Genomic DNA, 23,828 nt, shown 5'->3' on the forward strand with positions numbered 1-23,828 from the left:
CAGGGAGTTTTATGAAGGAATTAAATACGATCCTGTCGGCAATATTTTTACTGCCGTTTGCAACCTACGCCTCGTCTGATGTACATAAATCTGAGGTAACCGTTGGCATAGGAGCTCAATATGCTCCTCAATATATGGGGGCCGATAAATTTGACTCAACAGTCGCGCCTTACTTTGAATGGACTGACGGAACCTTGTTTTTGAATTCAGAAAAAGGGGCGGGGCTTACATATTCCTTTGATAATGGTTTTTACTTGGGACAGGCTCTGGGATATACATGGGGGAGAAGGGATGATGACGGTTCCTGGCTACAGGATGGTTCCAGACATCTCAAAGGAATGGGTAAAATAAAAACAGCGCTGAACTCGACGACAACGCTGGGTTGGTGGATGGTATCCTGGATTGGATTTGAAGGTAATATTATTGCCCCCCTGACTGAAAGCCAGGGGGTTCTGTATAACATCGGCCTCAATGTTGTTTTGTTTAATAATGACAGCGACACACTTACCGTCAGTACCATTCGTAATTATGGCGATGCACGGTACAATAATACCTGGTTTGGAGTGAGCGAAAAGCAAAGTACAAATACAGGATTTAAACAGTTTAACTCCGACTCGGGGTTAACCAGTGTCGATTACGGTATCAACTGGCAACACACATTTGATGACAACTGGTCTGGTTATGCAGACCTGCGCTATACAACACTGGCAAACCGCGTAAGTCATAGTCCCATTGTTGAAAAAGATGACTACCTGGCTTTCACTATTGGTGCGTTCTATACATTCTGATCGTCAAACCAGAAAGCCAAAAATAAAACCTGCCATTTAATGGCGGTTTTTTTGTTTGTAACTTAACGATGAGTCATGCCACATAAAATGAAGGTCATACCGACATAACCTTCATATAAACTTGATTGTTCATTGATACTGAACCTGTATGTTCACTGCTTTAACACAATAGGGCATGATAATGTTAAAACAAAGATATAAGTTAATTGAGTACAGGTTCAGAGCCTTACGGACTCTTTTCGTTTCCGATGAGAGTTATCGACGCACGAAGTTCAGGAAATTATTTAATCGGGAGCTGGATTTATCTCTACCTTTAACACTGAACGAGAAGATAAACTATCGCATGGTTTTTAATCGCGATCTTTTCTTGAGTGTTATTGCTGATAAAATTGCTGTTCGAGACTATGTTGAAATGATGGTAGGTAATGAACATCTGGTTCCGTTGCTTGCCGTTTTTGAGAGAATAAAAATCCGCGACTTTGAAGCTCTTCCAGTTTCTTTTGTCATTAAGTGCAATCATGATAGTGGAAGTTCCATCATCTGTCATGATAAGAGTGAACTCAATAAAAGGAGGGTAGTGAGTCACTTCAATCGACGGTTGCGTATGAACCCTTATTATACAAACCGCGAGTGGCAATATAAAAATATACAACCTAAAATATTAGTTGAGCGAAAACTTAATGTTTTTGATGGCAAAGACCAGGATGTAACACCAGAAATGTTCCGGGTACATTGTTTTCACAAAAAAGCCATGTACATCGAAGCAGATTTTACCTGCGTGAACGGCAGAGAATATGTTAATATTTATGACACTAATTGGATGCTACAGCCGTTTACGCTTGGATATGGTAACACCCCTTACAACATTGATCGTCCTTCCTCTCTAGACGACATTCTTGATATTGCAGCGAAACTGGCTACTGATCTTGATTACTGCAGGGTTGATCTTATGGTTGAAAACGAAAGGGTCTACTTCAGTGAAATTACGCTGACTCCTGAAAGTGGTCAACTGAAGTTCAGTCATGCAGAATGGGATTTACGTCTTGGCCGCTTATGGAATATGCCTATAATGAGGATCGATTAGCTACCAATTACGCATTACTCTTTCATAACGTCCGCTTCTGGCACGCAGCGGACCCCAACTTCAGCTGGCGCCTCCATGCCGCTGACGCGGCATTATCTATACTTTAAGTCTGGCCAATGGAGGTAACCATGTGCGGACGTTTTTCGCAGTCAATGACGCGGGAAGAGTATCTTTCTCTCCTCGCCAATGAAGCCGATCGAAATATTGCCTACGACCCGGAACCCATCGGTCGCTATAACGTCGCCCCGGGTACCAGGGTGTTACTTCTGAGCGAACGCGACGAACAGCTGCAGCTCGATCCGGTTCACTGGGGTTACGCGCCAGGGTGGTGGGATAAACCGCCATTGATTAATGCCCGGGTTGAGACAGCAGCCAGCAGCAGGATGTTTAAACCTCTTTGGCAGCACGGTCGGGCGATCTGCTTTGCTGATGGCTGGTTTGAATGGAAGCGTGAAGGAGACAAGAAGCAGCCCTATTTCATCCACCGTAAAGACGGCCAGCCAATCCTCATGGCCGCGATCGGAAGCACTCCGTTTGAGCGTGGTGATGAGGCGGAAGGATTTCTGATTGTCACGGCCGCGGCTGATAAAGGTCTCGTTGATATCCATGACCGGCGCCCACTTGTCCTGGTACCGGACGCCGCCCGGGAGTGGATGAAACAGGACGTTTCGGGTAAGGAGGCTGAAGACATTGCTGCAGATGGAGCTGTGTCAGCTGATCATTTCATATGGCATCCTGTAACGCGCGCTGTTGGCAATGTGAAGAATCAGGGACCAGAGCTCATCGAGGCCGTTGGCTGATAAGATGTCGGAGGCTGATCAGTGTTTTAATGCTAATGTACGCATACATTAGCATTAAAATAGCCGGGCATTGTAACTACTCCGGCCGCTTTATATGCACTAATGAAGAAAGTTTGACCGATAGATTTTGCCATTCAAAATAAAAATGACCTGCTCTTCGTTGCTTTCAGCCACGGATCGGTGCAGATCTTTGGGGTATTTTGCTAGTCGTCGAAATCGTGACAAGGTGGCTTTGAAAACTGAGTCGGTTCACATCATCGTTCATTGAGAAAAACTCCGTTCCGTATGCCGTCATGAGTCTCATCCGTTGGAAGCAGTGAGCGCTGTGGTGAGACTGTACGCGGACATGTCTATTTGGTCAGAGACAGACATCTCAATTTAGCTACTAAACTGCAACTTCGCTTAATGCGTTTTATGTTAAATATCATACACTTAATGCGCAGTTATAGCAGTTCTTCTGCAATGACCTGCTCACTATCACTGCCGGCACGGCTTCAGTCGGGATAGATGGATTCTTTTCTGACATTAATGCCATGAAGGCAAACATGGTTTTTGTCAGGCAAATGGATACCCATCAGGCGAAGAATAAAGCCGCGCCACCCCCGGATAACCTGACGGTTATAGTCATACAGGTGAGCATTCTCTTTTTTCAGCCGGGACCATTCATGCATGAGTGTTAGCGCATCGAGCCCGGTGATATGCTTCACTTCACCGCCGATACGTACCGTGTTAATTCCTGTTCCCGTCATGATGCTCCCCTCCGGAGATATCATTTTCAGATTCACGTTGTATTAATGGTACCGGGTAAGCCGTCAGGCATGGCCCGGTTTAAAAAGATACGCTGACAGTTCGGCAGCGGTGATATCAAACTCGAGTTGCTGGATTAATTCTGCCAGTTTTTTCTCTGCTGTATCACGATCAATCTGATTCTGTACTATCTGGATAGCAACCTGTTTTAGTTCCGGAGGGAGGTGTTCCAGACTGATATGATTATCACCCGAAATGTCATCATCCGGATTTTCGAAGAGCCAGCCGTAACTCATAAATTCACCTGTTCTATTTCACAAATTTCCAGACACCTGACGGTACCCGGTCATACAACTTTCCCATCGTCATCTCCGCCAGCCGGTGATCAACCGCGGCATTGAAATGCTCAAGCTCATCATCTGACAGGGAATATTTATTTTTTTCTATTACCCTTTCCAGGGTTTCCTTCGATGTACAGCGCCGTAGTCGTAAAATCCATTCCTGTTTCGTCATTGGTTTTTCATATCCTGAGGCGTCCTTTTATAAATAACGCCAGTTTCATTCAGGCGTTATGGCCCGTGCCGTTCTGCTTAAGATAATCACTGATGCTCAGGCCGGACAAGCGAATGTTATCCGAAATCTCCCTGAACTGCTCCTCCCAGCCGTCCTGCAGCTCCCTGATTGCCGCGATCTGGAAAGCAACACTGAAAGGCGTTCTGCCCAGTTTCTCGGACAGCCAGAAAAGATGCCTGCTAATCTCTTCGTCCGGTACCGAATCGAGCGCATCACTCAGTAAGGTTTTTTCGTCTTCCTGCCAGGGATGACCGGCTCGCGGAAAACGCGGATCAGGCTGGCGGTCTTTTTTCTCCCTTTTTTCCCGTCTGGCAACGGTCGGCGCGTCGCCTTTTTTCATGCCGACGCGCGCTTTCATGGCGCCGATGGCGGCGACGGCCAGCACCAGCGTTTCACGCTCCTTGCGCGTGAGCAGGCTGTCCTCGCAAATCAGGGTGTTCAGGTTATCGATCAGCGTATTCAGCCCGGGTTCAGTGACTTTCATTTTATGCTCCTGTTCCTTGTGTGGTGGCGATCAGTCCCGGCTCTCATTCACCTGGACGGTGACCGGCAGGCCTGCATCAAAACAGGTCTGATACCAGCTGGCCACCTGCAGGGGATCGCCCTCTTTTATCCGGCGTATGCCGCCGGCATCCGTCAGCTGCAGGCAGGTGGTACCATCCAGACGGATCACGTAGGCCGCTTCCCTGATGGTGTAATAGCCGTCACCCAGCTGCAGCTCCACCGCATCACCGGCAGCCGTCTGGCGTAACGGCAGACGCCGGACGTCAGTCAGACGTTGTCGTGCCGTTTCAGCCTCGCATTCTGCCTGGAAGAGCGGTTCTGCAATGCCGCGACCGGCCTCCGTCAGCTCGACGGCCAGCTGCAGGTTCGGGGCGCGCAGGGTGCGCAGCCAGCCCGCGGCTTCCATGCGCCGGCAGGAGGCGCGCAGGTTCGGCCCGTACACCGGGGCATCCCCGCCCAGCTCCAGCACCCGCTCGATATCCTTTGTCGCCACCGGTCCCGGACGTTTCGCATCGAGGGCGGCCAGCACAATCAGCACCCGCCGCTGCAGCGGCGATGGTCGGCGCGCCTGAGTCATTGCTTGTCCGCCTCCGGCCAGATGAGTTGTCTGAGTCGCAGGTGATCGGCGTCTATGAGCTCTTTTCTCTTTAAGGCATTAACTGAGGCATAGCCATTGATGGCCAGTTCATGCCAGAAGCTCAGAACGGTGGCGGCCTCGGTCGATGCAGTCATATATGCCAGGCCCTCGCTGTCCAGTTTACATTCCCGGATGCGTTGTTCCGCGAACCGGGTCAGCTGCTCATAGCTGAGTGAAAACGTCACTTCTTTCTCATCCATCCTGCACGCTCCGTCTGATAATGTCCGCTCAGGCAAAAAATCATACCTGTAATGATTTTATACCTAACTGGTAAACATCATATCAGATATTATTTTATAGTTAACGATAAATATCATATTCAGCATGATTTTATTCGTGTGATTCAATTATCATATCGCTTGCCGGTTTTCCGCCGCGCAGATCCGATTTCTGGCTAACACGGAGATGATAGGTTACGTGGTTCTGTTGTTAGGGTATGGAGAAGATTTATCGAATCGAGCAAGGGAAATTACTCACACCATTTGCTATGCTAACGGCCACACTAATCAGCCTTTTTTCGGGGTAATACATGCCGTTAGCACAACTGATGCGTGACACTCTTTCCCTTGTTAAGCGAAATGGCGACAGGACTGATGGGATAAAAGGAAGTGTTCAAAAGAATAAGATTTTCATTAACCGGAGCGATATTGCTATTGAAAAGGGGGATCTGCTTATACGCAGTATGCCGCATGGTGGTACTGAAGAATATATAGTAATCGAACCTAATTTCAGAATGGGTGTAGGGGGTATTCCTGCGACCTATCAGGCTGAGGTGAGACTGAAGGAAAATACAACTACCGAGGAAATGATGTCATCCCCTTCCACAACAGTACCGGAAGCAGTTATTGCCACTGTAAATACATTCATTGCTCTGTGTGTCACCATTGTAAATGAAGGTTCATCAAGTCCTGATAAATATGTTTCGCAGTTTTATCGCTTGCGTCAGGAATTACTTGAACTCGATAATATTATCACCATTCCTTCATGGATCAGATTCTCCATGTCACCCGCTGACATTAAGAATAATGTTGGCTTAAACGTCACAGGTGGCGATGGAGCTTGGGGTCGAAGACGACAGTATTTGCAGAGCGAATCGATGAAAATACTTTCAAGCTATAAAACCGCTCCAATTATTGAGCATTCTATTAGTGAGAATAAAATAAAAAATACTGAGCAAGTCAGCGGGTTGACAACGGTGGCAAGCGATGCAGGGTTAAACATGAAGAAGAAAGTATTCATTGTCCATGGGCACGATGATAAACTAAAAAACGAGGTTTACATTTTTCTGGCAAATGAAGGTTTCCAGCCTGTCATACTTCATCATGAAGCCAATGAAGGACAGACCATAATCGAGAAGCTTGAGAAGCATATCGACACGGTATCCTATGCAGTGGTGCTTTATACTGCCTGTGATGAAGGGAAAGCCAAGAATGAAACTGAACTAAAAAAAAGAGCCCGGCAGAATGTTGTTTTAGAACACGGCTGGCTCATGTCCAAGCTATCGCGTAAATTCGTCGCTGCGATAGTTGAAGATGGCGTTGAATTTCCTGGAGACCTGTCCGGAGTGGTCAGAATATCTGCATCAGACTGGAAATATGATCTGTCTAAAGAATTAAAAGTGCTCAATAATTAAATTGTATTCAGTGATGTAAGGATACTATTATGGGATACACCAGAAATCAGCACATGCTCTCACAGTGGTTTCTCAGGAACTTCCGCAGTGATGATACGGCACAGAGTCCGAAGGAGAAGCAACGGGTCTGGGCCCACGTTGTGGTTCCTACGGCAGAAGGCAAAAATGACATAAAGGACATCCCGCTACCGATATCCAGCGTGGCCGTCTGTAAGGACTGCTTTCGTCTTACCGACGGTGACACAGGCGAGGTTTTTGATATCGAGCATGAGCTCAGTGATTATGAACAGGATATGGCTTTGCTTGTCCGGGATCTGGTTCAGAACCATAATTTCCCGCGTCTGGCTAACTGTGACACTGATGATTTTCCGGTAGAGAAGCTTGCAAGTTTTGCTATATTTCAGATGTTACTTAACCTCAATAACCCGCAAAGCAGATTTCCGGGTAAAAATGAGTTATTTCAGTCATTCATTAACCCAGTAAAAAACAACCTTCAGCATATCATTTCCGAAACAATTTCTTTGTCTGACGTTATGCCGGAGCTGGCGGCTTTAAGTATCTATCAGAAACTGATTCGTATAGCTCGTTCTTCTTCTGGGGATGACGAAAAAGCTAAGGCCATGTTTGTATTATTTTCCCTTCTCGCACTTCAGGGAAAAATAACAATGATTGACACGATGGCCTGGCTACGCGGAGAGGTTTTTTCCGGAATACATCGTGTGGATATATTTCATACCGGGCACCACTTTGACAGTACAGAACCACGTCCGGTGTTTACAGTATCACCTAATGTATTTTGCAAAATGACAGAAGAACGCGTCCTGTACCTTCCCCTTGCTCATAATTTGGCTCTTAAGTTTTATCAGTACCCGGAACACGGGTTTTTCACCCCACTGGAAATTAATGTATTCAGCCCGGCCCCTCAGAAACTACTTACAAAAGACATGTCACGAATCAAAGTTTATAAATGCTCCTATGATTATATTGATCAGGTTATGTCAACAATTGATATGTATAACGTCGGATTTTCAAATATTATTTATTCTAGCTGGCAGCTCAGTGATGTTGAAAATTATCTGAGGCTACAGAACGAACATCATGATACTTATTATCTTCCGGAACATCCCGTTTGCTGGACTGTATCCAGGGAGAAAGGGTGATGGCCCTGACCCCGGAACAGATAAGTTGCCGACAGCAGCTTGTGGCAATGGGTGACTTCAATGCCCATACCCTGCTGCCCGGAGAGGAGTGGACCAGGCCAGAAAACGCTGATGTCCGGCACGTTCTGTCGCTGATCCCCCTGACGGACATCCAGCTGGCGAACCGGCTGGATGTGGACGAACGCACCATCCGCAAGTGGAAATCCGGCGAGACCAGTATGGTGTTCACCACCTGGTGCTGCCTGTGCTGGCTGGCCGGGCTGGGAATGCTGCTGGAAGAACCGGCTTAGCCGGTTCTGATGCGTTTCCAGATTCTTTTGAGTATGAAGCGTCGCTGATATCGCCATTGTGAGCGGTAGATATGGGGGAGTCGATCATAGTTCTTCCAAAACAAGGTCCAGCCTTTATAGGCACCAACAAGTAGGGCAATGAGAGAGCCAGTTTTTAAGAGGCCAAAGAAAACGGCCATGAGAAATACAGTCATACGATGTTCCTTATGTAAAACTGTATTTAGGAAATCCGAAGCGGCCTTTAAGGCCGGTTGATGAAAATGAACTGAAAAAAGTTTCTCTGGCCTATTTGTTGCCATTTCAGGCTAGCTCTTTCGTAAATTTTGCTCCCTGGGCAATAATCCACTCATCACAACAAATCACTATTTTTTGTGCTTATCCTGCAATAATCTCTCTTTTCCTCTCCTGAGATCCGAAAAATACCAGAGTCGGATCTTTGCCAGTGAATATCTCAAGAGAGCAGAGTGGATAACGCCAAGATTGGACTTTAGAATGGTTTTAGTGAAGATTGACAGGCTGCTATGAGCGAGGAGCGGACGTCCTTCCGCACAAAAAGATGGTATTATTCTACAAACAACTCTTCTAATGAGGTTTTATGAAAATCAGAAGGTTCAGTAATGGGGATGAAACCGCGTTATTCAGAGTTTTTTTATCATCTGTACATACTATCGCATCACACTATTACACACATGAACAAATAGATGCCTGGGCTTCACCAGATATCGACCCGGAACAATGGGCTAATTACATGAAGGAGCTGCGCCCATTTGTTGTTGAAGTGGATGGTGAAATAGCTGGATATGCAGATATTCAACCAAATGGGTACATTGACCATTTCTTTGTCTCGGGATCCTATCCGAGACAGGGAGTTGGTACACTACTGATGAATACCATCCATGAAGAAGCCAGACAACTTGGAATTGCTGAACTTACTTCAAATGTAAGTAAGGCTGCGGAAGAGTTCTTTCTACGATACGGCTTTCATGTAGTTGAACGAGGTTTTCCTGTCCGTCGCGGCGTGACACTACAAAATGCACTAATGCGGAAATATTTGGCGAAACAATAGAAAATTGTCTGAAGGGAAGTATTGAACTTTTCGCTTGGTTGAATTGCTATGTGTTTCTATGTAGGAACGTGTGGATTTTATTCTTTCCAGAATAGTACGTTGATGAACAGCAACTACATAATGAGTGACCTGCTCCACGGTGATGTGTGCATACTTAAATCTCCTGCAATATGGGAGATTTAAGTATGATTGTACTTCATAAGTGAGAGTCGGACTTAATGTTTTAATGAATAGACAATAAGATCAAACAACATATTAACAGTACCCTAAATGTTTGAAAATTTTTTGATAGATGCTATGCACCATTTTACTTTTATTTTCGTGATATTTTTTAATATCTAAACTGCACCCTTTAATTGCTTCAAATTTGACATCAGCATATAGTTTGCAATCTCGCTCTGATTGCCTAAGCCAATCTCGGAAAAGAAGGTGCCGGGTTGTTTCAGGAGTATCCAGAGTAAAAACATGTAGGTTAACTCTAGGATTATCATAGTGAAAAAGACGATGCCCATGGAAACGAGGCTCACGAACAATTAGTTTGTACCCAAGGTTTTCAAGTGCTAATACATACGTTTTTTCATCTTCAGCATCATTAACTGTCAGATCAATATCAATAACGGGTTTAGCGGCCAGACCAGGTACTGCGGTAGAACCCACATGATCGATTTTTAGTAGATTCGAACCTAATTCATTCTTAATTTTAGATTCCAATATTGAATATATTTTCGGCCACGAGGGATCATAAGTGACGACCGCTACATTCTCAATCGGCGGTGTTCCATTAACAAAATAGCTATCCTGAGGATCGATGACATAATGCTCCATTATTTCTTTTGGGCTAACCATAAGCTGATACCTATAAACCATATAAATTATGACCGATAGCGTACAGGAAATAGGTTTGGATGTCTCTCAAACGTCAGCTCCTGGCACAGGGCTGCTGTTGCAGCCCCGACAATCTTAAACTTCAATCGACTCAGAGATCTCTAATGCATCATCGACTTCAATGCCCAAATATCGGACTGTGCTTTCCAGTTTCTTATGACCTAGCAGGAGTTGTATCACACGAAGATTCTTGGTTTTCTTGTAGATCAGGTAAGGTTTTGTTCTTCTCATGGAATGTGTGCTGTACAGCGAATCTTCGAGACCAAGCTTTGCTACCCACCCATGAAAAATTCGGTTGTATTGCCGGGTTGATATATGCTGGCAAGAACCAATCCGGGATTTGAATAAGTAGTCTTTACTGTGCAGATTGCCAAGCTTTATCAATGCGGCAAGAGCTTCTCTTGTCCCTTTAGTTAACTCAAATTGCACTGGGCTACCGGTCTTCTGTTGCAACACCGTCGCTCTGCTTGAAACAGAACTGCCATATGCAACATCTGATACTTTGAGTTTAACTAGATCACAGCCACGTAGCTTACTGTCCAAAGCCATGTTGAACAGGGCCAGATCGCGCGTTTTCCCTTCCAGTTCAAGTCTGATTCGGATCCCCCAGATATGAGATATCTGAAGCGGTCTTTTTTGGCCGATGATACGGTCTTTGTTCCACGGTGACGTGTTCATACTCAAATCTCCTGCAGTGTGGGAGATTTGAGTATGGTTGTCCCTCAAGAGCGAAAAGCAGAAATTACCGTATTCACATAAATATTCTATTACCTTTAGCATCAAGTTTTATACTAAGGACAATCATTTTAGATAAGTCCGCTTTGACTTTATGAGGAAAATCTTTACGCCCTATCTCTGAAAAACCCCATTTATAATAGGCATTCCTCGCTGCTGTTGCAGATTCCATCACATCAAGCCACATATGCGTTAGTTTGAGTTCAATCGCATGTTCTTGTGCTGTATTCAGTAATTGCATTCCAATTCCCATTTTTTGACTTCCAGGAAGTAGATAAATTCTCGGAATTTCTGCACCGCTAGTATCATGCGTAATTGGGTTCTTCGAGTTGACTATCATTGTTAGAAAACCAACTATTTCACCTGCGATTTCGGCAACCCACACCCTTGTGTCAGGTCGCTGTAATAGTGCTAAAAATGCTGATTTACTGAATGTATTAAGTTGACGAGCTAGAGCAACGCAGTCATTCCAGAGGTAATGGTATGTCGCTGCATAAGCTGCTGGTCCAACTACACCTAACGTCTCAGCATCGCACCCAGATGCTCTCCTAATTGTCACTAATTTACTCATTCTATACTTCTCAACTTCAATTTGTTTTCCGGGTAACCTACAACATGCAATTACCATTTATTGTATTAAAATATAGTACTAAATAAGTTTCGATATACAAACAGCACCAAACTAACTAAATCTGTATGTTATATCGAGCGCTGCAAAACTCGTTTTAAACAGGCCTGATTTTTCCAGATGCAGTGACCTACTCGAGATTGATAAGTAAACTAGAAATTATAAATGTCCGCTCTTGGCACTCAGCAGACTTTGAGCCAACCGCTAGCTAATGTGGGCTCAAATGTGGGTGTAGTGCCGAGTACCTCCCGGTAAGTCTTTGGTCAGCCACCATGACTCGCGCATTCGGTTTAACAGATAAAACAATGCTGTTTCCGCCCCGCCGCACAGGGGGATTCACCACACCGACAATCTTTGATTGCCATCGTTTTTGTCGTCAATAGCAGGCACTCTGTCAAAGGCATCATTTCTATGCCTTTTGCACAATGTCACGTTTTTCGTTTAAATGGCCAGCGCCTGTAGACTACCAGTCCCGTAACAATAATCACCAGCAGCACCAGATCCATCAGCATGCTCGTCAGTCGCCAGGCAACCAGTAACAATCGGAAACAGCCTCCAGAAATACATCGGTTAAACTCGTGTGTTCTGAATGCATGCTGTTATCTCCGTAACGTCATTTAAACCGGTTTCACTTCACCCATTTCACCATTAGCTAACCGCTGATATCATTCGCTATTTCACCACGATATTATTTTTTTTTGATAAAACTTTACTCAACAGATCCCCGCCAGATTTTGATTCTGGATTTATCAATGATGCAACGTATTCATAGTCATTGGCCAGTGTGCTTTCAGAACGTGTAAAAACATTATTATTTTCAATCAACCTACCGACCTCTTCACATGAGTCTTCTATTGACTTCTCATCAATGTTTACCTTGTCCCAGACCAGCAATCCAGATTGTAATTTTAAAATAGAATTTATCTGCTTAAGAAGAACGATGTTATTTTTATTCCGGGTGCTTGGCATGGAAGCACCATCATTTTTGTTGTAGAAGTTCGAATGCCAGTAGTCCGCATCTCCCGTATTGTAGCGATAAACCCCATTATCTTTTAATAGATTAGATACAGTATTTTTAAATATTCTCATGGCTTCATCAATATCGACTGGTAATTCGGTGTAAGGAACTGAAAGATACATCCTGCCATTGCTCTTTTCTCCATCAACTACCACGTTACCAATGCTATCATCAATAATAGTAACATTATTCGAATTGAACTTCCTTACGGCTCCACCACAATTAAAAAGGCAATAAATGTCCCGATATATTTTACCTAAGCCATGTCTTTCATAAACATTCGCCGGATATTTTGCAAGGAGGTTGAATGAAACTCCAGTCCACTTTGTCAACTCTGGGGAAAACTCAGCATTAATCGCATACAATGGGATCTCCTCCTGTTCAGCCAGTTTCTGCATTACCATCAGTTTTTGGAAATCTATAACGATAGTTGAAGCGTAAAACGTGAAATAACGGAGCATATTCGTTTTACTCAATATATCATCAATAGTCGGCCATGTAAAAATCATCAAATCTATGATTTCATACACAACTTCATCATCCAACAGGTCTTCAATCTTGACCATGAATAAAGAGTCTATCGGCTCGATCAGACTAAAAAGAAAATTGCGACATTCGGTAATGCTGCCGTTTTTAAGAAATGTCAACATTCTTCTATTCTGCATTGCATTCATTACATAATAAACAACATGGGCTCGCGACACAGAACATACCAGATTTTTTTCAGCGATACGCTCCAACTGGCTCCTGAATTCTTTCAGTTTTTTAAAAATTTCCGGATTATATTTGAAAAATCTCCTCACCATGCACTGATGAATAAAAAATTTATCCAAATTTTTTAGTGAATTTTTGGCCATAGCGACCTTAATCAATTCCTCATTATTTTTTGCTTTTTTCGACATAGTATCCACCTGAAAGATTAAAAACCAGATCTTAAATGAAGCAGGCATAAAACCCCACCCCTATCTTAAGCGACGAGTCGAGGGTTGAGTCATATCTTCGCGTCCTTCTAAAATAAATGCGCCATTCAATATAAAGGATCGAATAAGATGTCTGTAGAAACTATAAAACAAGTGCTTACCAACCCCTTTGGAACCGCGCGACTCCTTGAGGGGCACGCTGTATTAAGCAGAGCAAAGACCGCAAACATAACTGATGAACAGTTAAGAGTACTATACCCGGACCTTCATGGAACAACCGATGCTGAAATCGATGGATTTGTGACGCTGGGTAACAGGTTCGTCAAAGGTGAGGTTCGCTGCAATGGGTCCGCCTTCCCTAAGGAGAAAAATACGACTTCAAATCTTAACCCCGATAATCAAAGCTAGGGCTTATCCCTTAACTAAATTAGCTCTGTCTGACTGGACTGACCCTTCATCCAGTCTTCACCACAAGGCCGGTTCAAAGGCCTCCGGACTGTCGGCGCCAAGGTGACTTTGGCGCCGACTGCGGTTGTAGAATACATCAATGTAATCGAATATATCCGTTCGGACCCGATCTTTTTTTCAGAAACGCTTCATCTCCCCCCTTCTTTGGATTAACCCCATAATCATATAAATATGCTTTCTCACTTCGCATCCGAAAACCCCAGTCTCCGGTTCTGATGGCATCCGACCAGGCAGAACGGTGAAAAATATGACATTATTTCCAAAGCTGGCTGTCTTATTGAGGAGGCTCGATGGCGACTGAACAGATGAAACAGGTGGTTAATTTCTGGGGCTTTTTATCTCAGGGATGGCCTTATGCCGGGGCGCTTTCAATAGTCTGGATGACTCATCTACTGACCAGATCACGTGAAAAGAAAGCGATAAAAGAAAAAGCGGAGCTTGACGAAATCCTGGCGGAGAAAAAACGGCTGCATGAGCAGGAGCTGAGTGACCGGAAGCAGGCGTCAGAGTTACGCTTTATTGGTTCGCAACTGATATTTATTCTTGAATCGTTTGCAGTCAATTGCGCAGACATTGCTGTTGATAAAGGGAAAATACAAGAAAATGATGCTCCGCGTGCAGAACCGGTGATCATTCCGAGCGCAAAGATCCCTGAAATCAGTCTGGCGGGAGTGGAGGGAGACTGGCGAGCGCTGCGGGCATGGGACATGTATCGGATCATGGAACTTCCGGTAATGCTGCTTGATGCTCGCATCCATATTCGTAATCTTTCCGACGCCCTTGCGTACGGTAGCAGCAGTTCTGAACTACTCTCTATCCGGGCCCGTTATATCACACCGCTGGGCCTGCGGGCATCTTCGCTGGCCAGATGCCTCAGGAGACAGTGTGGTTTTCCTGCATCACCTCTTTCCGATGGACCACATTCAGTTTCCCTGGTACTTCTGAAAGAGCGAAAGCGCCATGTTAAACAGACTTTAACATCCCAGCCAGGGTAAACCCTGTTTGGTGGTTGATATCATACTTGGACAGCAAGATTTATCATTTATCTACGGCTTTATCTGACCTGGTAAAGCGCATATATCCGGTTGTGGTACTCAAACATTTGTGACCGGTTTAGTTTTCCTGCTAAGGAAATCACGCCACGAAGATTACGTTTTTGTCGTCGTGTCAGAGGGCAATAGGTTTGGCTTAAATTATGGATTGCCAGTTCCTGTACTGAGCAGATACGCAACGCATGACTAAACAGCCCCATTTTATCCATTATGTGGTGCTTATCAGGAGATATGATGCCTATCAAAGACTCTATTTTCCTGATTTTATTGCGAATAGTGTCAATTGCGGTGGCAGCGTCAGATACATTCGGTGCTTTAACCCATATAGGTTCATTATGTGAAAGTCGATTACGGTATTCTCGCATTTCAACGATCAGGTCCTGGAGAGTTGTGCGGGCTTTTTTCTCAACCCGAGAAACTCTGCTGTACTGTCTGAAAACCCTGCCAGTTGAAACGGGCCACAGGTAATGCCGGTTTTGTGTTGAGTTAGGTGCCGCAAAATCATTATTCAGAATGAAATGCCATGCACTGAAGTCCGTCGCAGCCACGATTTGATCATGGCTCCACTGCGGAAGTGGGTGAGTCGGGAGTTTATTCTTCCGTTGGCTCTTTTTCCACGCATCGTCAAGGTTTTTAATGGCACGCAGAATTTTTCCGTAAAAAGCGGTAGTTGTGATTATCTTCCCGCATCGGAACTGAGGGTTGTCCCACCATTTTTCGCCAAAACGCCTTCTTGCTTCAGCATCGATAGCATTACGCAGAGTGATTTCAAGATTTTGCAAAAGCGGGTAAACCGACCCACCGGCAAGCTGGCTCCAGACGTAGGTTCCGTACAGCTCATTATCGCCGACAGGTTTAAACGTGGCAATATAGCTACCAAGCCGGGGAGTGGAAATGAGAGGCAGCACTGTATTCATTGGGGTATTCTGCGGCATTGCTGATCCTTATTACTTTATCTCCCGCAGTCGGGTTGACCTGCGTGCTGAGTGGATGTATCATTTTTGACGAATCCGCCTGCGGCGCTAACTTCCCCTTTACTGGTTCTAGTCGCGTTGCACTACAGGCAAAGCGTTACCGGAAGCCCACCTATGGTGGGCTTCCCTCGTTTATATACCTGCTCAGATAAGCGACCATTCAAACGTTTCCATTCGCATCGCCTTGCGCAGCTCATTAACTATTTCCTGAAAGGTACTTTCAGGGATCATATTAAAGAGTGACTGGCGAAGCGTCAGTACCGTCTCTTCATCACGCGATACCGCATTGACCAGCAGTGCTGCATAGAGCGAGTTCCCCCTTGCGAGGTATCCAACCCCCGTCAACTGCCTGGCTCGTATCTCAAGGAAAGGCATACCCGCCAGCATAATGCGCTGCAGATCATCGTTGTTCTTTATCCCGAGAATACGGCAGAACTCCCTGTGACCAGCCTGGGTCATTTCCAGATCGTACACATACTCGCTCAGTTCTGTTCCGGCCATCCTCGCCATTTCCTGGTCCATCAGGGCAACCAGTTCACTGGTACGGATGAAATTGCCAATCAGATCGCCAAACGTTGCCGTCAGAAACTCCTGCACAAAATCACTCTTTGATTTGCCGGCGGCTTTAGCCTGCCTCGTGATCGCTTCATCCACATCAGCTGGCACATTACGCACCGTAATGGTGTTAAACAACTCAGAGAGGTCTTTTGATTTGGCATCTTTCATTATGGGCACCCTGTTAACGACAATTGACTGCAAACTGGCTATAGCATCTCACATGCGTAATTTTGATGCAATATTTTATATTTGATGTTTTAAAGTGTAATTTGATGCATGTAATTAATTATGATGCATTTATCACTCTCTTAATTTTTCGGAGATCCGAAAAAAGGTTGTCCCGGATCTACTGATCTTTATCTCCCGTTCACCGACTCTTTATCTGGGTTGCAGTAAACCTTTGTCCGGCGGGATAATCATTCTGACATAGCCCGGTCAGTTTATAACGGCAAGCTTTATACAGAGAGTGGATGCATATGGTTGATTCAACAACAGTTAACGGAAGTTCAGATTCACAGCTACCTCAACGGAACTGGAATGCCCTGTTCCGTGGAGATTATGCACTGGGGGCTTACAATGCCTGCGTGGGAGACAACGGTTGTCCGGACCTTTATTTCTACGCTGATGGTTTCGCTGACAGCGTATTCCTGCTCATTGATGCCCTTACCTCGGGGCAAAAAGCAATGCTTGATACGCTTATTTATCCTATCTGTTTCAATCTGCGACACTCCGTGGAATTAACGATAAAGGGTCAGATAGAGGATCTCAGCCGGCTTGCGAAACTAAGAAAACAGCCGCTTGCGCCCGATACAGAAGTAGACAAGGTGCTGAATCAGCACGATATTTTGAAACTATGGGCTTTTTTTTCAGGCCATGCGGTTGCGTTTGATCGGCGTTATAAGGAAAAGCTGTCAGCGCTGGAACCTCTCATTCGCTGTATTGGTGAAACAGATCCCACCGGTCAGACATTTCGCTACAGTTACAGTACGGAAGCCAAGAAACATCTGACAGATGTCAGTGTTATCAATGTATTAGTTCTGCGTGACCAATTTCGTGTCATTCGTGAGCAACTGGAAGAACTTGCCGGGTTGACTCAGTGGCTGGAGAGGGAATACTCCACCGGCGTTTTCACCAAAAATCTCAGTCGTGAAGATCTTCATGCTATCGCCGTTCAGTTGCCGCCACGGCATTCATGGTCTGATCCGGCTGCAGGCCTTGATGACATCATACAAACTATCAAATCTGAAAATGACATCGGCAGCAAGGAACTGACGGAGGCATTGAACATGATTCAAGGTTGCAGAGATTTGGCACGAATTATCGGTCTGCCTGTAACTATTCCGGGTTTGGCTATGAGTGATTTGCTAATTCTCAATGACTTCTGGAAAGTGGCATGGGATCGGGATGCTCTGGAGGATGAATTACGTAACGATATATCCGGAGTTACAGATACCCCGGTAGTACCTGTGAACCTGTTCGAGGAGATGATGCATGAAATGAAAATGATGAGAGATACCAAATCCTCTCTTGCCAGTTTCATGCAGTGGGCAACGCCAGAGAGAGTCGCCGGACTACAGGCATTAATGGAGGTCCGGAGTTTTCGTTTCAGTGAAGAACATGACCGTTGCTACGAATATTATAAAGAAGAGTTGACCGCTGCTTTTTCAGATACTGCGCAGGCGATTGAAGCTGAGTTATCAGAGATCTGGTCCCAAAGTATTGGACGGCGTAACTATCCTTCGCGTGTGATAGACAACCTCAAACTTGCCGGGTTTACACACGAAAGCGCTGGCCTTGAGGAACACCTCTTCTCCTGAATAAACACTTTCCAGATAAAAGAATAAAGGCCGCAGCAGCGGCCTGGAACTTACTGACTTGTGACAGGAAGGTGTAAAGCGTAGGCCCGGAGAGGGGCATCAACGTTACTGACGAGCGCTTCCGCTACTTCCGTCAGGGTCTGGGTGGCCCCGACCCGGGAGTCCTCCACGGTGTAACAGTGCAGAGAGCAGGATTCTTCCCGGAAACGGAAGCCCATTGACAGGAAATTAAACTGGCCAATAATTGGTACGCCGAACCCTGGGTCAGGTGTCAGAATGTGAACAATACAGTTCGGCGGTTCAAACTGTTCAAAAGCGCCTGCCGGCAGCGCCCGCGTATTCTCGGTGCGAAGAGTCAGCAGCACCTGACTGAGTCCCTGCTGGCCGCTTTCATCCTGAAACACCGCGACACGGCTGTAAAGTCCCACCGCATGGGCTTCACTGAGTCCGTCAGCAGGAGCATATCCCAACACACCTGGCAGCTGGTTAATTTGCTGATAATAATCCTGTCGACGATACCAAGTACCCAGAAGCGCGCTATGCTGGCCCAGAAGGCTTTAATGGTTTGTTCATCATGCCCTGCGACATCACAGAACAGGGCGAAATAGAGCGCTGTTCCACGTCCGCTATGAGCGAGGAGCGGACGTGCCAGCTATAATTGGCAATAAAATGAGAGTAGAACTATTCTGATTTGTTTATAAAGAACATTTTTACATCCAAGGGCGAAATATTTTTTATGCTATCTTACATGCTATCTCAATATGCCAAGCTACCTGTGCCTGAAGTTACCCTACTTTCATGGCTAAAAGAATGGTTGTCAGAGCAGGAATCGAGGTGTACAGACAGAAGTTTCTCGGCGCGATTTCCCTGGAGAGAAACTGGATTATGTCAGGAATATTTTTTACAACGAAAACTCAAAATTGATGGAAAGCAATTTCTTACTGGCCCCCGTTATCAGGGCGGAAATATTAGAAAACCTTTTATTGATATTGTAGGTATGGATTCTGACCTAAATCATACTGCATTAGAACTCATTAGTAAGGAATGGTCACAACTCAGAGCTCAGTATGTTCGCATTCTTGTGCCAGGCCAGTACTTTCCGAAGGGTATTCCCGATCAGTATATATATGCCACCTCTTTTTCTGATCCCCCTGAATTTAATGATAAATCTCTTACTTTGCAAGTGGCGACGTACGAAGATTTTGACTGGTGTAGTCAGGCCCTGGGTGAGGCCTATAAGCATACATGGCGGTCAGTTCGCGAACTGACTGCAAGCAATTTGGTAGCAGTTGACGACGAAGAGTTGTGTGACCATATTTCTGAGAGAGAAGTATATATTATCTATGAAAACGATGCTCGCGCCGGGTTGCTAATATGCCAGAAAGGAAACATCGCTTTTCTGAGAGGATATCGTATTACTGAAAAAGTAATACTTCCTGCTTTTCGCGGTCGATCATTGTCAGCCCGAGCGCAACGCCTGCTGTACCGTTTATTAACTCATTCCGATGCGGAACTATCTTTGTATATGGGCACAATTATTCCGGAGAATATCCCCTCGATGAAAACTGCAGAAAGAGCGGGACGAACTTGCATCCTAAGTTATCAATTTCTACCAATCTGCAGAACCCACGACTAACAGCAATGCTAATTTATCTTCAGCCTACTTCCGCTCCTGGCACCAAGCGGACATTTATTACCTCGACGCACTCCGGTCTGGAAGGAAGCCATCCCCTCTGGCGAATGAACGTAGCCAGTTGCCGTAATAGTGAAAGCTTCAGATAGTATTTTTATTAAGTAAGATGGCGTCTTCAATCCCGCTTATCATACCCGTCAGGCTGGCTTCCTGCCTGGCTTTTATATCCTCAAACCGCTCCATAAGCCCTGTGATACCAAAAACAGTACAGATCGCATCCAAGTCAAGCCGCAGATAATCACCCTGATTACTGCTGCTGACTGCCGTGCGCAGATTAAGCAACATCTTCAGAAAATCACGATCAGACTGATCAACTCCTGAGATCCACTGCGCGACGGTTTGCTCGCCTGCTATGTCACGCCATGCATACAGGAAGGCTGCCAGATACGGTACATCAGGCATTTTTTCCTGGATGTGCTTTTCCTGCAGTCGCTCACTGAGCGCAGTACAGAAAATGGTGATTTCATCCTGGGTGAAAACAGCGTCGCCCTGAGCGGAGTTAGCCCGGATATTGCGCAGAAAAACTGTCGCCCAGACAAATGAACGGGTTTGTCGGAAACAACGGCATATAAAATTGATAGCCCGCCTGCGGTCCTTGGTAATCATCTGCAGAGCCAGCTGGCTGACAAGGCCATCGATCCCAGTTTTTTCCTGGCGAAAGAAGATATCCCGCGCCCTGTACCATGGCAGAACCTGGTCACTGCAGCTGAAGAAGAATTTTACCAAATTGCGTTTTGCGCTGGTTTCTGCTCCGACCGTAACGGAAGGCGAAAGACGCGTGAGAATGTGTTCAAACCAGGTCCGGGATGACACACCATTACTGGTCACGCTGTCCAAAAGACGTTTTTTCAGCCCCGCATAATTACATGTGGCAAGTTTCATAATGCTGTTGATATCTTCATCAGACATAACATTCTGGGGTGAAGAATATGAAAAGTAATAGCGCCAGTACTCACTGCTGCAAAGCCTACGTTTCTGGCGGTAGCGTTCAATATCCTGAAGGGGAATAGTTTCAAACAACCGGAGAAGGTCATATTCAAACCCGGATATTCCTGGCAGCCAAGCACGCAGCTCCCATACCGAAGCGGCGCGGGACGCGCCAAATTTCTTTAGCGCCTCTGCAAGTTCAGCAATTAGGGCTTTCTGTTCGTCTTCATGTGCAATGCCGTCCCGGTTTTCTACCACAGACCATACGGTGAGGTAGTGCTCCACCCAGCCAGCAAAGACAGGGTTAACCACAGAAATTAGCTGAAGCAGGCACAGGTCGGGAAAATACACATAATCACGCAGCCCCGGATAGCGGAAGCGGATGGCATTTAGTACTTGATTGACTTCACGGGGCGTCCCAAGGCCCGCACCGTATACATCCACATAGTTAGAAAAGAGTTGTAATGACTCCTGCTCTGTTACAGGCCCGAATACTTCCTGCCATATGGCCAGTGCTCCACGATAAAACTCTCTGCGTAAAGCGAAGTTTTCCGGGCGCGGCAGGCTGAACGAAAGTGGAATAATTTTTTGCAGATAAAGAGCGCCATTTTGCACTTGCAGTGCTGTTTCAACAGCATGTGCCAGCACTTCCTGGTCGTAGCACATGACGTAGCGGAATCGCGAAAAATCCGCGACCGACCGTACCATACGAAGCACTTCCACCGCCTGCGCTGGCTCCAGACGATCCAGATCGTCAATCATAACGATAAAGCTGACGCCTAGTGCAGCAATTTTGTCTTCAATGTCAGCCCGGAGCTCAGCCGCGGTTTTTTCCCGTCCGCTCAGGTCGGTACCCGCGAGGGCGTCCATACCGTCGGCGACAAGCCCCAGACCAGGAACAAAATTACCGGCGAATCGCGTCGCAGGCGCAAGCCGGCGCGAGGTCTGCTGCGCGTAGTTAAGGATATTCTCTGAGAGGGACACTGCCTTTCCTGCCTGCACCATAGCCGACGTATCCAGCCTGGCCAGCCTGGCCGCGATGGTTATCATCAGCGAGTTTATCGGGCTTTCATCCGGTGAGTTGACCCAGGGAGAGAAAACCACAATTTGCGTGTTTGCCTGTACCTTAGTCTTCAGTTGTTCAGTCAGTAAGTTCAGAAGACTGGTTTTGCCGGCCCCCCACAGCCCTTCGATTCCAATCACGGTGCTGACATTTTCATCCAGGGCGTTGATGCTGCGGGCCAGCCCCTCTGCTATTGCCCTATACCCGTAACGGTCATCTTCAACCTTCAGTACCGGGCCTTCAAAGCCGGCGCGAGACAAAACATTTTCAGTCGCCATCTACAAATCTCCGTACAGGCAGCGTAGTCCGGTCAGGGTTTCTGCCAGCGTACCTTCTGTGCATCTCATGCTGATCTCCCTGACCAGCGTCTCAAAGGCCTCCGCCGGCATAAAAATCCGCAGCCCGTCGATGCCGAAAAATCCCTCCGGCGTGACGTTTCCCGGCGGGGAGAACATCACGCGTTCCCCTTGGTGGCCGTGCGCCAGGGCTTCAGGATAGCGGGCGTACAGCGTGAACAAGCCCAGCAGTTCGGAGAAAGCTTCCCAGCCGTAAGGTACCACGAAGTCCTGGCCGGTGATGAGCAGGTGGAGCCGCGGCGTGGTGTACCAGGCCCCCGGGCGCTCGCCGGGATGCTGGCCATCGATGCGGATATCAAGGCGCAGGGTGCCGGCTTCAATGGTTTCCGTTACGGCCGGGATCACCGGGCGCAGCTCCTGAGCCAAGTCTCTGGCCTTCTCCCCGCTCCAGTCCAGCCCGCGCAGCATCAGCGGGAAAACGGCTTTCAGACGCGGCAGGGTAAAAATCCCAGCGAGCGCACTGTCGGGAATATCGGCAAAGTTAAAGCAGTCGCTCTCCAGCGGACGCAGAAGGTGTTCGGCATATATCTGATCCACGACCGGGCGCAGCTCTGCCCGGAAGGCGTCAAACTCTTCCGTCCAGTTTTTCCCGGCCAGGCGGAAAATCCCCTCCAGGTAGTGACCGTCCACAGGGTGATCGTGCTCCACCTGCCAGGCCAGCAGGTCGCCGGTGATGTCCAGCAGCGTATCCAGGGCCGGGAGTGTGGCCAGCCTGTTATGCCCGCGCAGGAATGACTCCCTGGCGTGAACCAGAACAAAGCGCAGTTCGTCGCGGGAGAGCATTGACGTGCCGAAGGTCTGGCCAAGAATGATATGCCGGTACAGCTGCCGGACCGTGGCCTCAGGATCAGCGACCAACTGAAAATACCCGTCGCCGGGCGCGACCGTTTTCAGGCCGTCATCGAGGAAGCGTTCGGCCAGGGCGTTGACCGAAGTATTTTCGCGACCGGCGCGCACTTTCAGCGCCTCGATCAGCTTTTTATGAAAACGCAGGTTAAGCTGGCTGAGCATCATCGATCCTTTCATGTTTGTTTCGTTCTTTATGCTAACCTAGCATTTTATTATTCGCTATTAATCAGTAGGTTTAGTTTTTGAAAATTGTGATGCTTCTTGAATTTCAGAAAGTGATGACTGTATTGCTACAGCAACGCCTGTTCCCTCTCATTTCTCCGCAGATCCGAAAACCCTGAGTTCCGGATCTGCCGGAATGCCTCCGGCGCGCAGCGGCCCGCTAACACAAGATGTAGCGGTGTCGTCAGATGAAAATGACGCTATATGTTGTGTCCCTCCCCTGCCCCGTGACCGGCCGCTCACCACCATAAAAGGGCGCTGTGGTTATTCCATGTGCGTGGTGCGCTTCCGGAAAGTTTAAATGCCCTAGAAAGTCGGATCCAACCGGAACGGGCGTCCGGTAATTTAATGTCGTGGCTATATGCTTGCTAGTTATAATAC

General features: G+C 46.6%; 27 protein-coding genes and 1 pseudogene. 11 read left to right on the forward strand and 17 right to left on the reverse strand.

The features are described 5' to 3' along the window. Nucleotides 1-11: 11 nt before the first annotated feature. From ABLU80_RS19790 to ABLU80_RS19800, 3 genes are all read left to right on the forward strand, one after another. Nucleotides 12-788 (forward strand): MipA/OmpV family protein, encoded by a 777-nt coding sequence (locus ABLU80_RS19790; protein ID WP_004186919.1) that lies wholly within the window; start codon nt 12-14, stop codon nt 786-788. A gap of 181 nt (nt 789-969) precedes the next feature. Continuing rightward, nucleotides 970-1,872, forward strand: a complete 903-nt coding sequence (locus tag ABLU80_RS19795; protein ID WP_023320120.1) for an ATP-grasp fold amidoligase family protein — start codon at nt 970-972, stop codon at nt 1,870-1,872. 128 nt (nt 1,873-2,000) lie between these two features. Continuing rightward, complete coding sequence (locus ABLU80_RS19800) at nt 2,001-2,672, forward strand: SOS response-associated peptidase (RefSeq protein WP_023320121.1); 672 nt, start codon at nt 2,001-2,003, stop codon at nt 2,670-2,672. Nucleotides 2,673-3,166: 494 nt separating this feature from the next. On the opposite strand, the gene ABLU80_RS19805 is transcribed toward ABLU80_RS19800, so the two are convergent. The 6 genes from ABLU80_RS19805 to ABLU80_RS19830 all read right to left on the reverse strand — a co-directional run bounded on the left by ABLU80_RS19805 (nt 3,167) and on the right by ABLU80_RS19830 (nt 5,333). Beyond that, nucleotides 3,167-3,421 carry a hypothetical protein gene (locus ABLU80_RS19805; RefSeq protein WP_348850372.1) on the reverse strand — a complete coding sequence of 85 codons (255 nt, stop codon included), beginning with the start codon at nt 3,419-3,421 and terminating at the stop codon, nt 3,167-3,169. Nucleotides 3,422-3,484: 63 nt separating this feature from the next. Next, the gene (locus tag ABLU80_RS19810; protein ID WP_062913614.1) at nt 3,485-3,715 is read right to left on the reverse strand and encodes a hypothetical protein; all 231 of its coding nucleotides are present in this window, start codon (nt 3,713-3,715) and stop codon (nt 3,485-3,487) included. 13 nt (nt 3,716-3,728) lie between these two features. After that, nucleotides 3,729-3,932: an HHA domain-containing protein gene (locus tag ABLU80_RS19815; RefSeq protein WP_012540085.1), complete on the reverse strand. Its 204-nt coding sequence runs from the start codon at nt 3,930-3,932 to the stop codon at nt 3,729-3,731. Nucleotides 3,933-3,981: 49 nt separating this feature from the next. Further along, nucleotides 3,982-4,476, reverse strand: a complete 495-nt coding sequence (locus ABLU80_RS19820) for a DNA-binding protein (protein WP_087661550.1) — start codon at nt 4,474-4,476, stop codon at nt 3,982-3,984. Between the two features lie 30 nt (nt 4,477-4,506). Next, the gene (locus ABLU80_RS19825; protein ID WP_087661549.1) at nt 4,507-5,073 is read right to left on the reverse strand and encodes a hypothetical protein; all 567 of its coding nucleotides are present in this window, start codon (nt 5,071-5,073) and stop codon (nt 4,507-4,509) included. Then, the gene (locus ABLU80_RS19830; protein ID WP_087661548.1) at nt 5,070-5,333 is read right to left on the reverse strand and encodes a hypothetical protein; all 264 of its coding nucleotides are present in this window, start codon (nt 5,331-5,333) and stop codon (nt 5,070-5,072) included. The genes ABLU80_RS19825 and ABLU80_RS19830 overlap by 4 nt, the downstream gene beginning before the upstream one ends. 329 nt (nt 5,334-5,662) lie before the next feature. Here ABLU80_RS19830 and ABLU80_RS19835 point away from each other — a divergent pair, with 329 nt between their 5' ends. Genes ABLU80_RS19835 through ABLU80_RS19845 form a run of 3 tightly spaced genes read left to right on the forward strand, consistent with a single transcriptional unit; the run spans nt 5,663 to nt 8,216 of the window. Continuing rightward, nucleotides 5,663-6,766, forward strand: a complete 1,104-nt coding sequence (locus ABLU80_RS19835) for a nucleotide-binding protein (protein ID WP_325907458.1) — start codon at nt 5,663-5,665, stop codon at nt 6,764-6,766. A 29-nt stretch (nt 6,767-6,795) separates the two neighbouring features. Further along, nucleotides 6,796-7,926 carry a DUF4238 domain-containing protein gene (locus ABLU80_RS19840; RefSeq protein WP_087661546.1) on the forward strand — a complete coding sequence of 377 codons (1,131 nt, stop codon included), beginning with the start codon at nt 6,796-6,798 and terminating at the stop codon, nt 7,924-7,926. Further along, on the forward strand, nt 7,926-8,216 hold the full coding sequence (locus tag ABLU80_RS19845) for a hypothetical protein (RefSeq protein ID WP_001535717.1): 291 nt from the start codon (nt 7,926-7,928) through the stop codon (nt 8,214-8,216). Before ABLU80_RS19840 ends, ABLU80_RS19845 begins: the two co-directional genes overlap by 1 nt. Here the strand turns inward: ABLU80_RS19845 and ABLU80_RS19850 are convergent. Continuing rightward, on the reverse strand, nt 8,213-8,410 hold the full coding sequence (locus ABLU80_RS19850; RefSeq protein WP_000215656.1) for a hypothetical protein: 198 nt from the start codon (nt 8,408-8,410) through the stop codon (nt 8,213-8,215). The two genes, ABLU80_RS19845 and ABLU80_RS19850, sit on opposite strands and share 4 nt — an antisense overlap. Before the next feature lie 401 nt (nt 8,411-8,811). Here ABLU80_RS19850 and ABLU80_RS19855 point away from each other — a divergent pair, with 401 nt between their 5' ends. Further along, a complete protein-coding gene (locus ABLU80_RS19855; protein ID WP_113373160.1) occupies nt 8,812-9,282 on the forward strand; it encodes a GNAT family N-acetyltransferase in 471 nt (156 codons plus the stop codon). Nucleotides 9,283-9,537: 255 nt separating this feature from the next. Here ABLU80_RS19855 and ABLU80_RS19860 read toward each other — a convergent pair whose 3' ends face one another. The 4 genes from ABLU80_RS19860 to ABLU80_RS19875 all read right to left on the reverse strand — a co-directional run bounded on the left by ABLU80_RS19860 (nt 9,538) and on the right by ABLU80_RS19875 (nt 13,450). Then, nucleotides 9,538-10,128, reverse strand: a complete 591-nt coding sequence (locus ABLU80_RS19860) for a GrpB family protein (RefSeq protein ID WP_348850373.1) — start codon at nt 10,126-10,128, stop codon at nt 9,538-9,540. Nucleotides 10,129-10,242: 114 nt separating this feature from the next. Beyond that, nucleotides 10,243-10,845, reverse strand: a complete 603-nt coding sequence (locus ABLU80_RS19865; protein ID WP_113373162.1) for a site-specific integrase — start codon at nt 10,843-10,845, stop codon at nt 10,243-10,245. A 73-nt stretch (nt 10,846-10,918) separates the two neighbouring features. Then, nucleotides 10,919-11,473: a GNAT family N-acetyltransferase gene (locus ABLU80_RS19870; RefSeq protein WP_162750132.1), complete on the reverse strand. Its 555-nt coding sequence runs from the start codon at nt 11,471-11,473 to the stop codon at nt 10,919-10,921. A gap of 729 nt (nt 11,474-12,202) precedes the next feature. After that, on the reverse strand, nt 12,203-13,450 hold the full coding sequence (locus ABLU80_RS19875; protein WP_348850374.1) for a hypothetical protein: 1,248 nt from the start codon (nt 13,448-13,450) through the stop codon (nt 12,203-12,205). A 147-nt stretch (nt 13,451-13,597) separates the two neighbouring features. Between ABLU80_RS19875 and ABLU80_RS19880 the strand changes: the two genes are divergently transcribed. Then, nucleotides 13,598-13,876, forward strand: a complete 279-nt coding sequence (locus tag ABLU80_RS19880) for a hypothetical protein (protein ID WP_048295725.1) — start codon at nt 13,598-13,600, stop codon at nt 13,874-13,876. A gap of 57 nt (nt 13,877-13,933) precedes the next feature. Here ABLU80_RS19880 and ABLU80_RS19885 read toward each other — a convergent pair. Beyond that, a pseudogene (locus ABLU80_RS19885) lies at nt 13,934-14,050 on the reverse strand (IS3 family transposase); the annotation flags it as partial. A 176-nt stretch (nt 14,051-14,226) separates the two neighbouring features. Here ABLU80_RS19885 and ABLU80_RS19890 point away from each other — a divergent pair. Beyond that, the gene (locus tag ABLU80_RS19890) at nt 14,227-14,931 is read left to right on the forward strand and encodes a hypothetical protein (RefSeq protein ID WP_348850375.1); all 705 of its coding nucleotides are present in this window, start codon (nt 14,227-14,229) and stop codon (nt 14,929-14,931) included. A gap of 59 nt (nt 14,932-14,990) precedes the next feature. Here the strand turns inward: ABLU80_RS19890 and ABLU80_RS19895 are convergent, their stop codons facing one another. Both ABLU80_RS19895 and ABLU80_RS19900 read right to left on the reverse strand, forming a co-directional pair. Next, the gene (locus ABLU80_RS19895) at nt 14,991-15,923 is read right to left on the reverse strand and encodes an Abi family protein (protein ID WP_048295723.1); all 933 of its coding nucleotides are present in this window, start codon (nt 15,921-15,923) and stop codon (nt 14,991-14,993) included. Nucleotides 15,924-16,106: 183 nt separating this feature from the next. Next, a complete protein-coding gene (locus tag ABLU80_RS19900) occupies nt 16,107-16,688 on the reverse strand; it encodes a hypothetical protein (protein WP_063445617.1) in 582 nt (193 codons plus the stop codon). 308 nt (nt 16,689-16,996) lie between these two features. On the opposite strand from ABLU80_RS19900, the gene ABLU80_RS19905 reads away from it, so the two are divergent. Next, a complete protein-coding gene (locus ABLU80_RS19905; RefSeq protein WP_225579868.1) occupies nt 16,997-18,337 on the forward strand; it encodes a hypothetical protein in 1,341 nt (446 codons plus the stop codon). 50 nt (nt 18,338-18,387) lie between these two features. Here ABLU80_RS19905 and ABLU80_RS19910 read toward each other — a convergent pair whose 3' ends face one another. Beyond that, nucleotides 18,388-18,765, reverse strand: a complete 378-nt coding sequence (locus ABLU80_RS19910) for a hypothetical protein (RefSeq protein WP_348850376.1) — start codon at nt 18,763-18,765, stop codon at nt 18,388-18,390. 308 nt (nt 18,766-19,073) lie between these two features. Between ABLU80_RS19910 and ABLU80_RS19915 the strand changes: the two genes are divergently transcribed. Next, nucleotides 19,074-19,973, forward strand: coding sequence for a hypothetical protein (locus ABLU80_RS19915; RefSeq protein ID WP_348850377.1), 900 nt, complete (start codon nt 19,074-19,076; stop codon nt 19,971-19,973). A 138-nt stretch (nt 19,974-20,111) separates the two neighbouring features. Here ABLU80_RS19915 and ABLU80_RS19920 read toward each other — a convergent pair whose 3' ends face one another. Together ABLU80_RS19920 and pifC are read right to left on the reverse strand one after the other, a co-directional pair. Further along, complete coding sequence (locus tag ABLU80_RS19920; RefSeq protein WP_348850379.1) at nt 20,112-22,298, reverse strand: P-loop NTPase fold protein; 2,187 nt, start codon at nt 22,296-22,298, stop codon at nt 20,112-20,114. Continuing rightward, nucleotides 22,299-23,387, reverse strand: a complete 1,089-nt coding sequence (pifC, locus tag ABLU80_RS19925; RefSeq protein ID WP_348850403.1) for a transcriptional repressor PifC — start codon at nt 23,385-23,387, stop codon at nt 22,299-22,301. Between the last annotated feature and the right edge of the window lie 441 nt (nt 23,388-23,828).

The organism is Klebsiella sp. CN_Kp104 (assembly GCF_040064515.1).
Lineage (GTDB): Bacteria > Pseudomonadota > Gammaproteobacteria > Enterobacterales > Enterobacteriaceae > Klebsiella > Klebsiella aerogenes.

Bases quoted from the DNA above. Each gene is read 5' to 3' on its own strand.
- ABLU80_RS19790 (WP_004186919.1), top strand. From the start codon at position 12: ATGAAGGAATTAAATACGATCCTGTCGGCAATATTTTTACTGCCGTTT.
- ABLU80_RS19795 (WP_023320120.1), top strand. From the start codon at position 970: ATGTTAAAACAAAGATATAAGTTAATTGAGTACAGGTTCAGAGCCTTA.
- ABLU80_RS19800 (WP_023320121.1), top strand. From the start codon at position 2,001: ATGTGCGGACGTTTTTCGCAGTCAATGACGCGGGAAGAGTATCTTTCT.
- ABLU80_RS19805 (WP_348850372.1), bottom strand. From the start codon at position 3,421: ATGACGGGAACAGGAATTAACACGGTACGTATCGGCGGTGAAGTGAAG.
- ABLU80_RS19810 (WP_062913614.1), bottom strand. From the start codon at position 3,715: ATGAGTTACGGCTGGCTCTTCGAAAATCCGGATGATGACATTTCGGGT.
- ABLU80_RS19815 (WP_012540085.1), bottom strand. From the start codon at position 3,932: ATGACGAAACAGGAATGGATTTTACGACTACGGCGCTGTACATCGAAG.
- ABLU80_RS19820 (WP_087661550.1), bottom strand. From the start codon at position 4,476: ATGAAAGTCACTGAACCCGGGCTGAATACGCTGATCGATAACCTGAAC.
- ABLU80_RS19825 (WP_087661549.1), bottom strand. From the start codon at position 5,073: ATGACTCAGGCGCGCCGACCATCGCCGCTGCAGCGGCGGGTGCTGATT.
- ABLU80_RS19830 (WP_087661548.1), bottom strand. From the start codon at position 5,333: ATGGATGAGAAAGAAGTGACGTTTTCACTCAGCTATGAGCAGCTGACC.
- ABLU80_RS19835 (WP_325907458.1), top strand. From the start codon at position 5,663: ATGCCGTTAGCACAACTGATGCGTGACACTCTTTCCCTTGTTAAGCGA.
- ABLU80_RS19840 (WP_087661546.1), top strand. From the start codon at position 6,796: ATGGGATACACCAGAAATCAGCACATGCTCTCACAGTGGTTTCTCAGG.
- ABLU80_RS19845 (WP_001535717.1), top strand. From the start codon at position 7,926: ATGGCCCTGACCCCGGAACAGATAAGTTGCCGACAGCAGCTTGTGGCA.
- ABLU80_RS19850 (WP_000215656.1), bottom strand. From the start codon at position 8,410: ATGACTGTATTTCTCATGGCCGTTTTCTTTGGCCTCTTAAAAACTGGC.
- ABLU80_RS19855 (WP_113373160.1), top strand. From the start codon at position 8,812: ATGAAAATCAGAAGGTTCAGTAATGGGGATGAAACCGCGTTATTCAGA.
- ABLU80_RS19860 (WP_348850373.1), bottom strand. From the start codon at position 10,128: ATGGTTAGCCCAAAAGAAATAATGGAGCATTATGTCATCGATCCTCAG.
- ABLU80_RS19865 (WP_113373162.1), bottom strand. From the start codon at position 10,845: ATGAACACGTCACCGTGGAACAAAGACCGTATCATCGGCCAAAAAAGA.
- ABLU80_RS19870 (WP_162750132.1), bottom strand. From the start codon at position 11,473: ATGAGTAAATTAGTGACAATTAGGAGAGCATCTGGGTGCGATGCTGAG.
- ABLU80_RS19875 (WP_348850374.1), bottom strand. From the start codon at position 13,450: ATGTCGAAAAAAGCAAAAAATAATGAGGAATTGATTAAGGTCGCTATG.
- ABLU80_RS19880 (WP_048295725.1), top strand. From the start codon at position 13,598: ATGTCTGTAGAAACTATAAAACAAGTGCTTACCAACCCCTTTGGAACC.
- ABLU80_RS19890 (WP_348850375.1), top strand. From the start codon at position 14,227: ATGGCGACTGAACAGATGAAACAGGTGGTTAATTTCTGGGGCTTTTTA.
- ABLU80_RS19895 (WP_048295723.1), bottom strand. From the start codon at position 15,923: ATGCCGCAGAATACCCCAATGAATACAGTGCTGCCTCTCATTTCCACT.
- ABLU80_RS19900 (WP_063445617.1), bottom strand. From the start codon at position 16,688: ATGAAAGATGCCAAATCAAAAGACCTCTCTGAGTTGTTTAACACCATT.
- ABLU80_RS19905 (WP_225579868.1), top strand. From the start codon at position 16,997: ATGGTTGATTCAACAACAGTTAACGGAAGTTCAGATTCACAGCTACCT.
- ABLU80_RS19915 (WP_348850377.1), top strand. From the start codon at position 19,074: ATGCTATCTTACATGCTATCTCAATATGCCAAGCTACCTGTGCCTGAA.
- ABLU80_RS19920 (WP_348850379.1), bottom strand. From the start codon at position 22,298: ATGGCGACTGAAAATGTTTTGTCTCGCGCCGGCTTTGAAGGCCCGGTA.
- pifC (WP_348850403.1), bottom strand. From the start codon at position 23,387: ATGCTCAGCCAGCTTAACCTGCGTTTTCATAAAAAGCTGATCGAGGCG.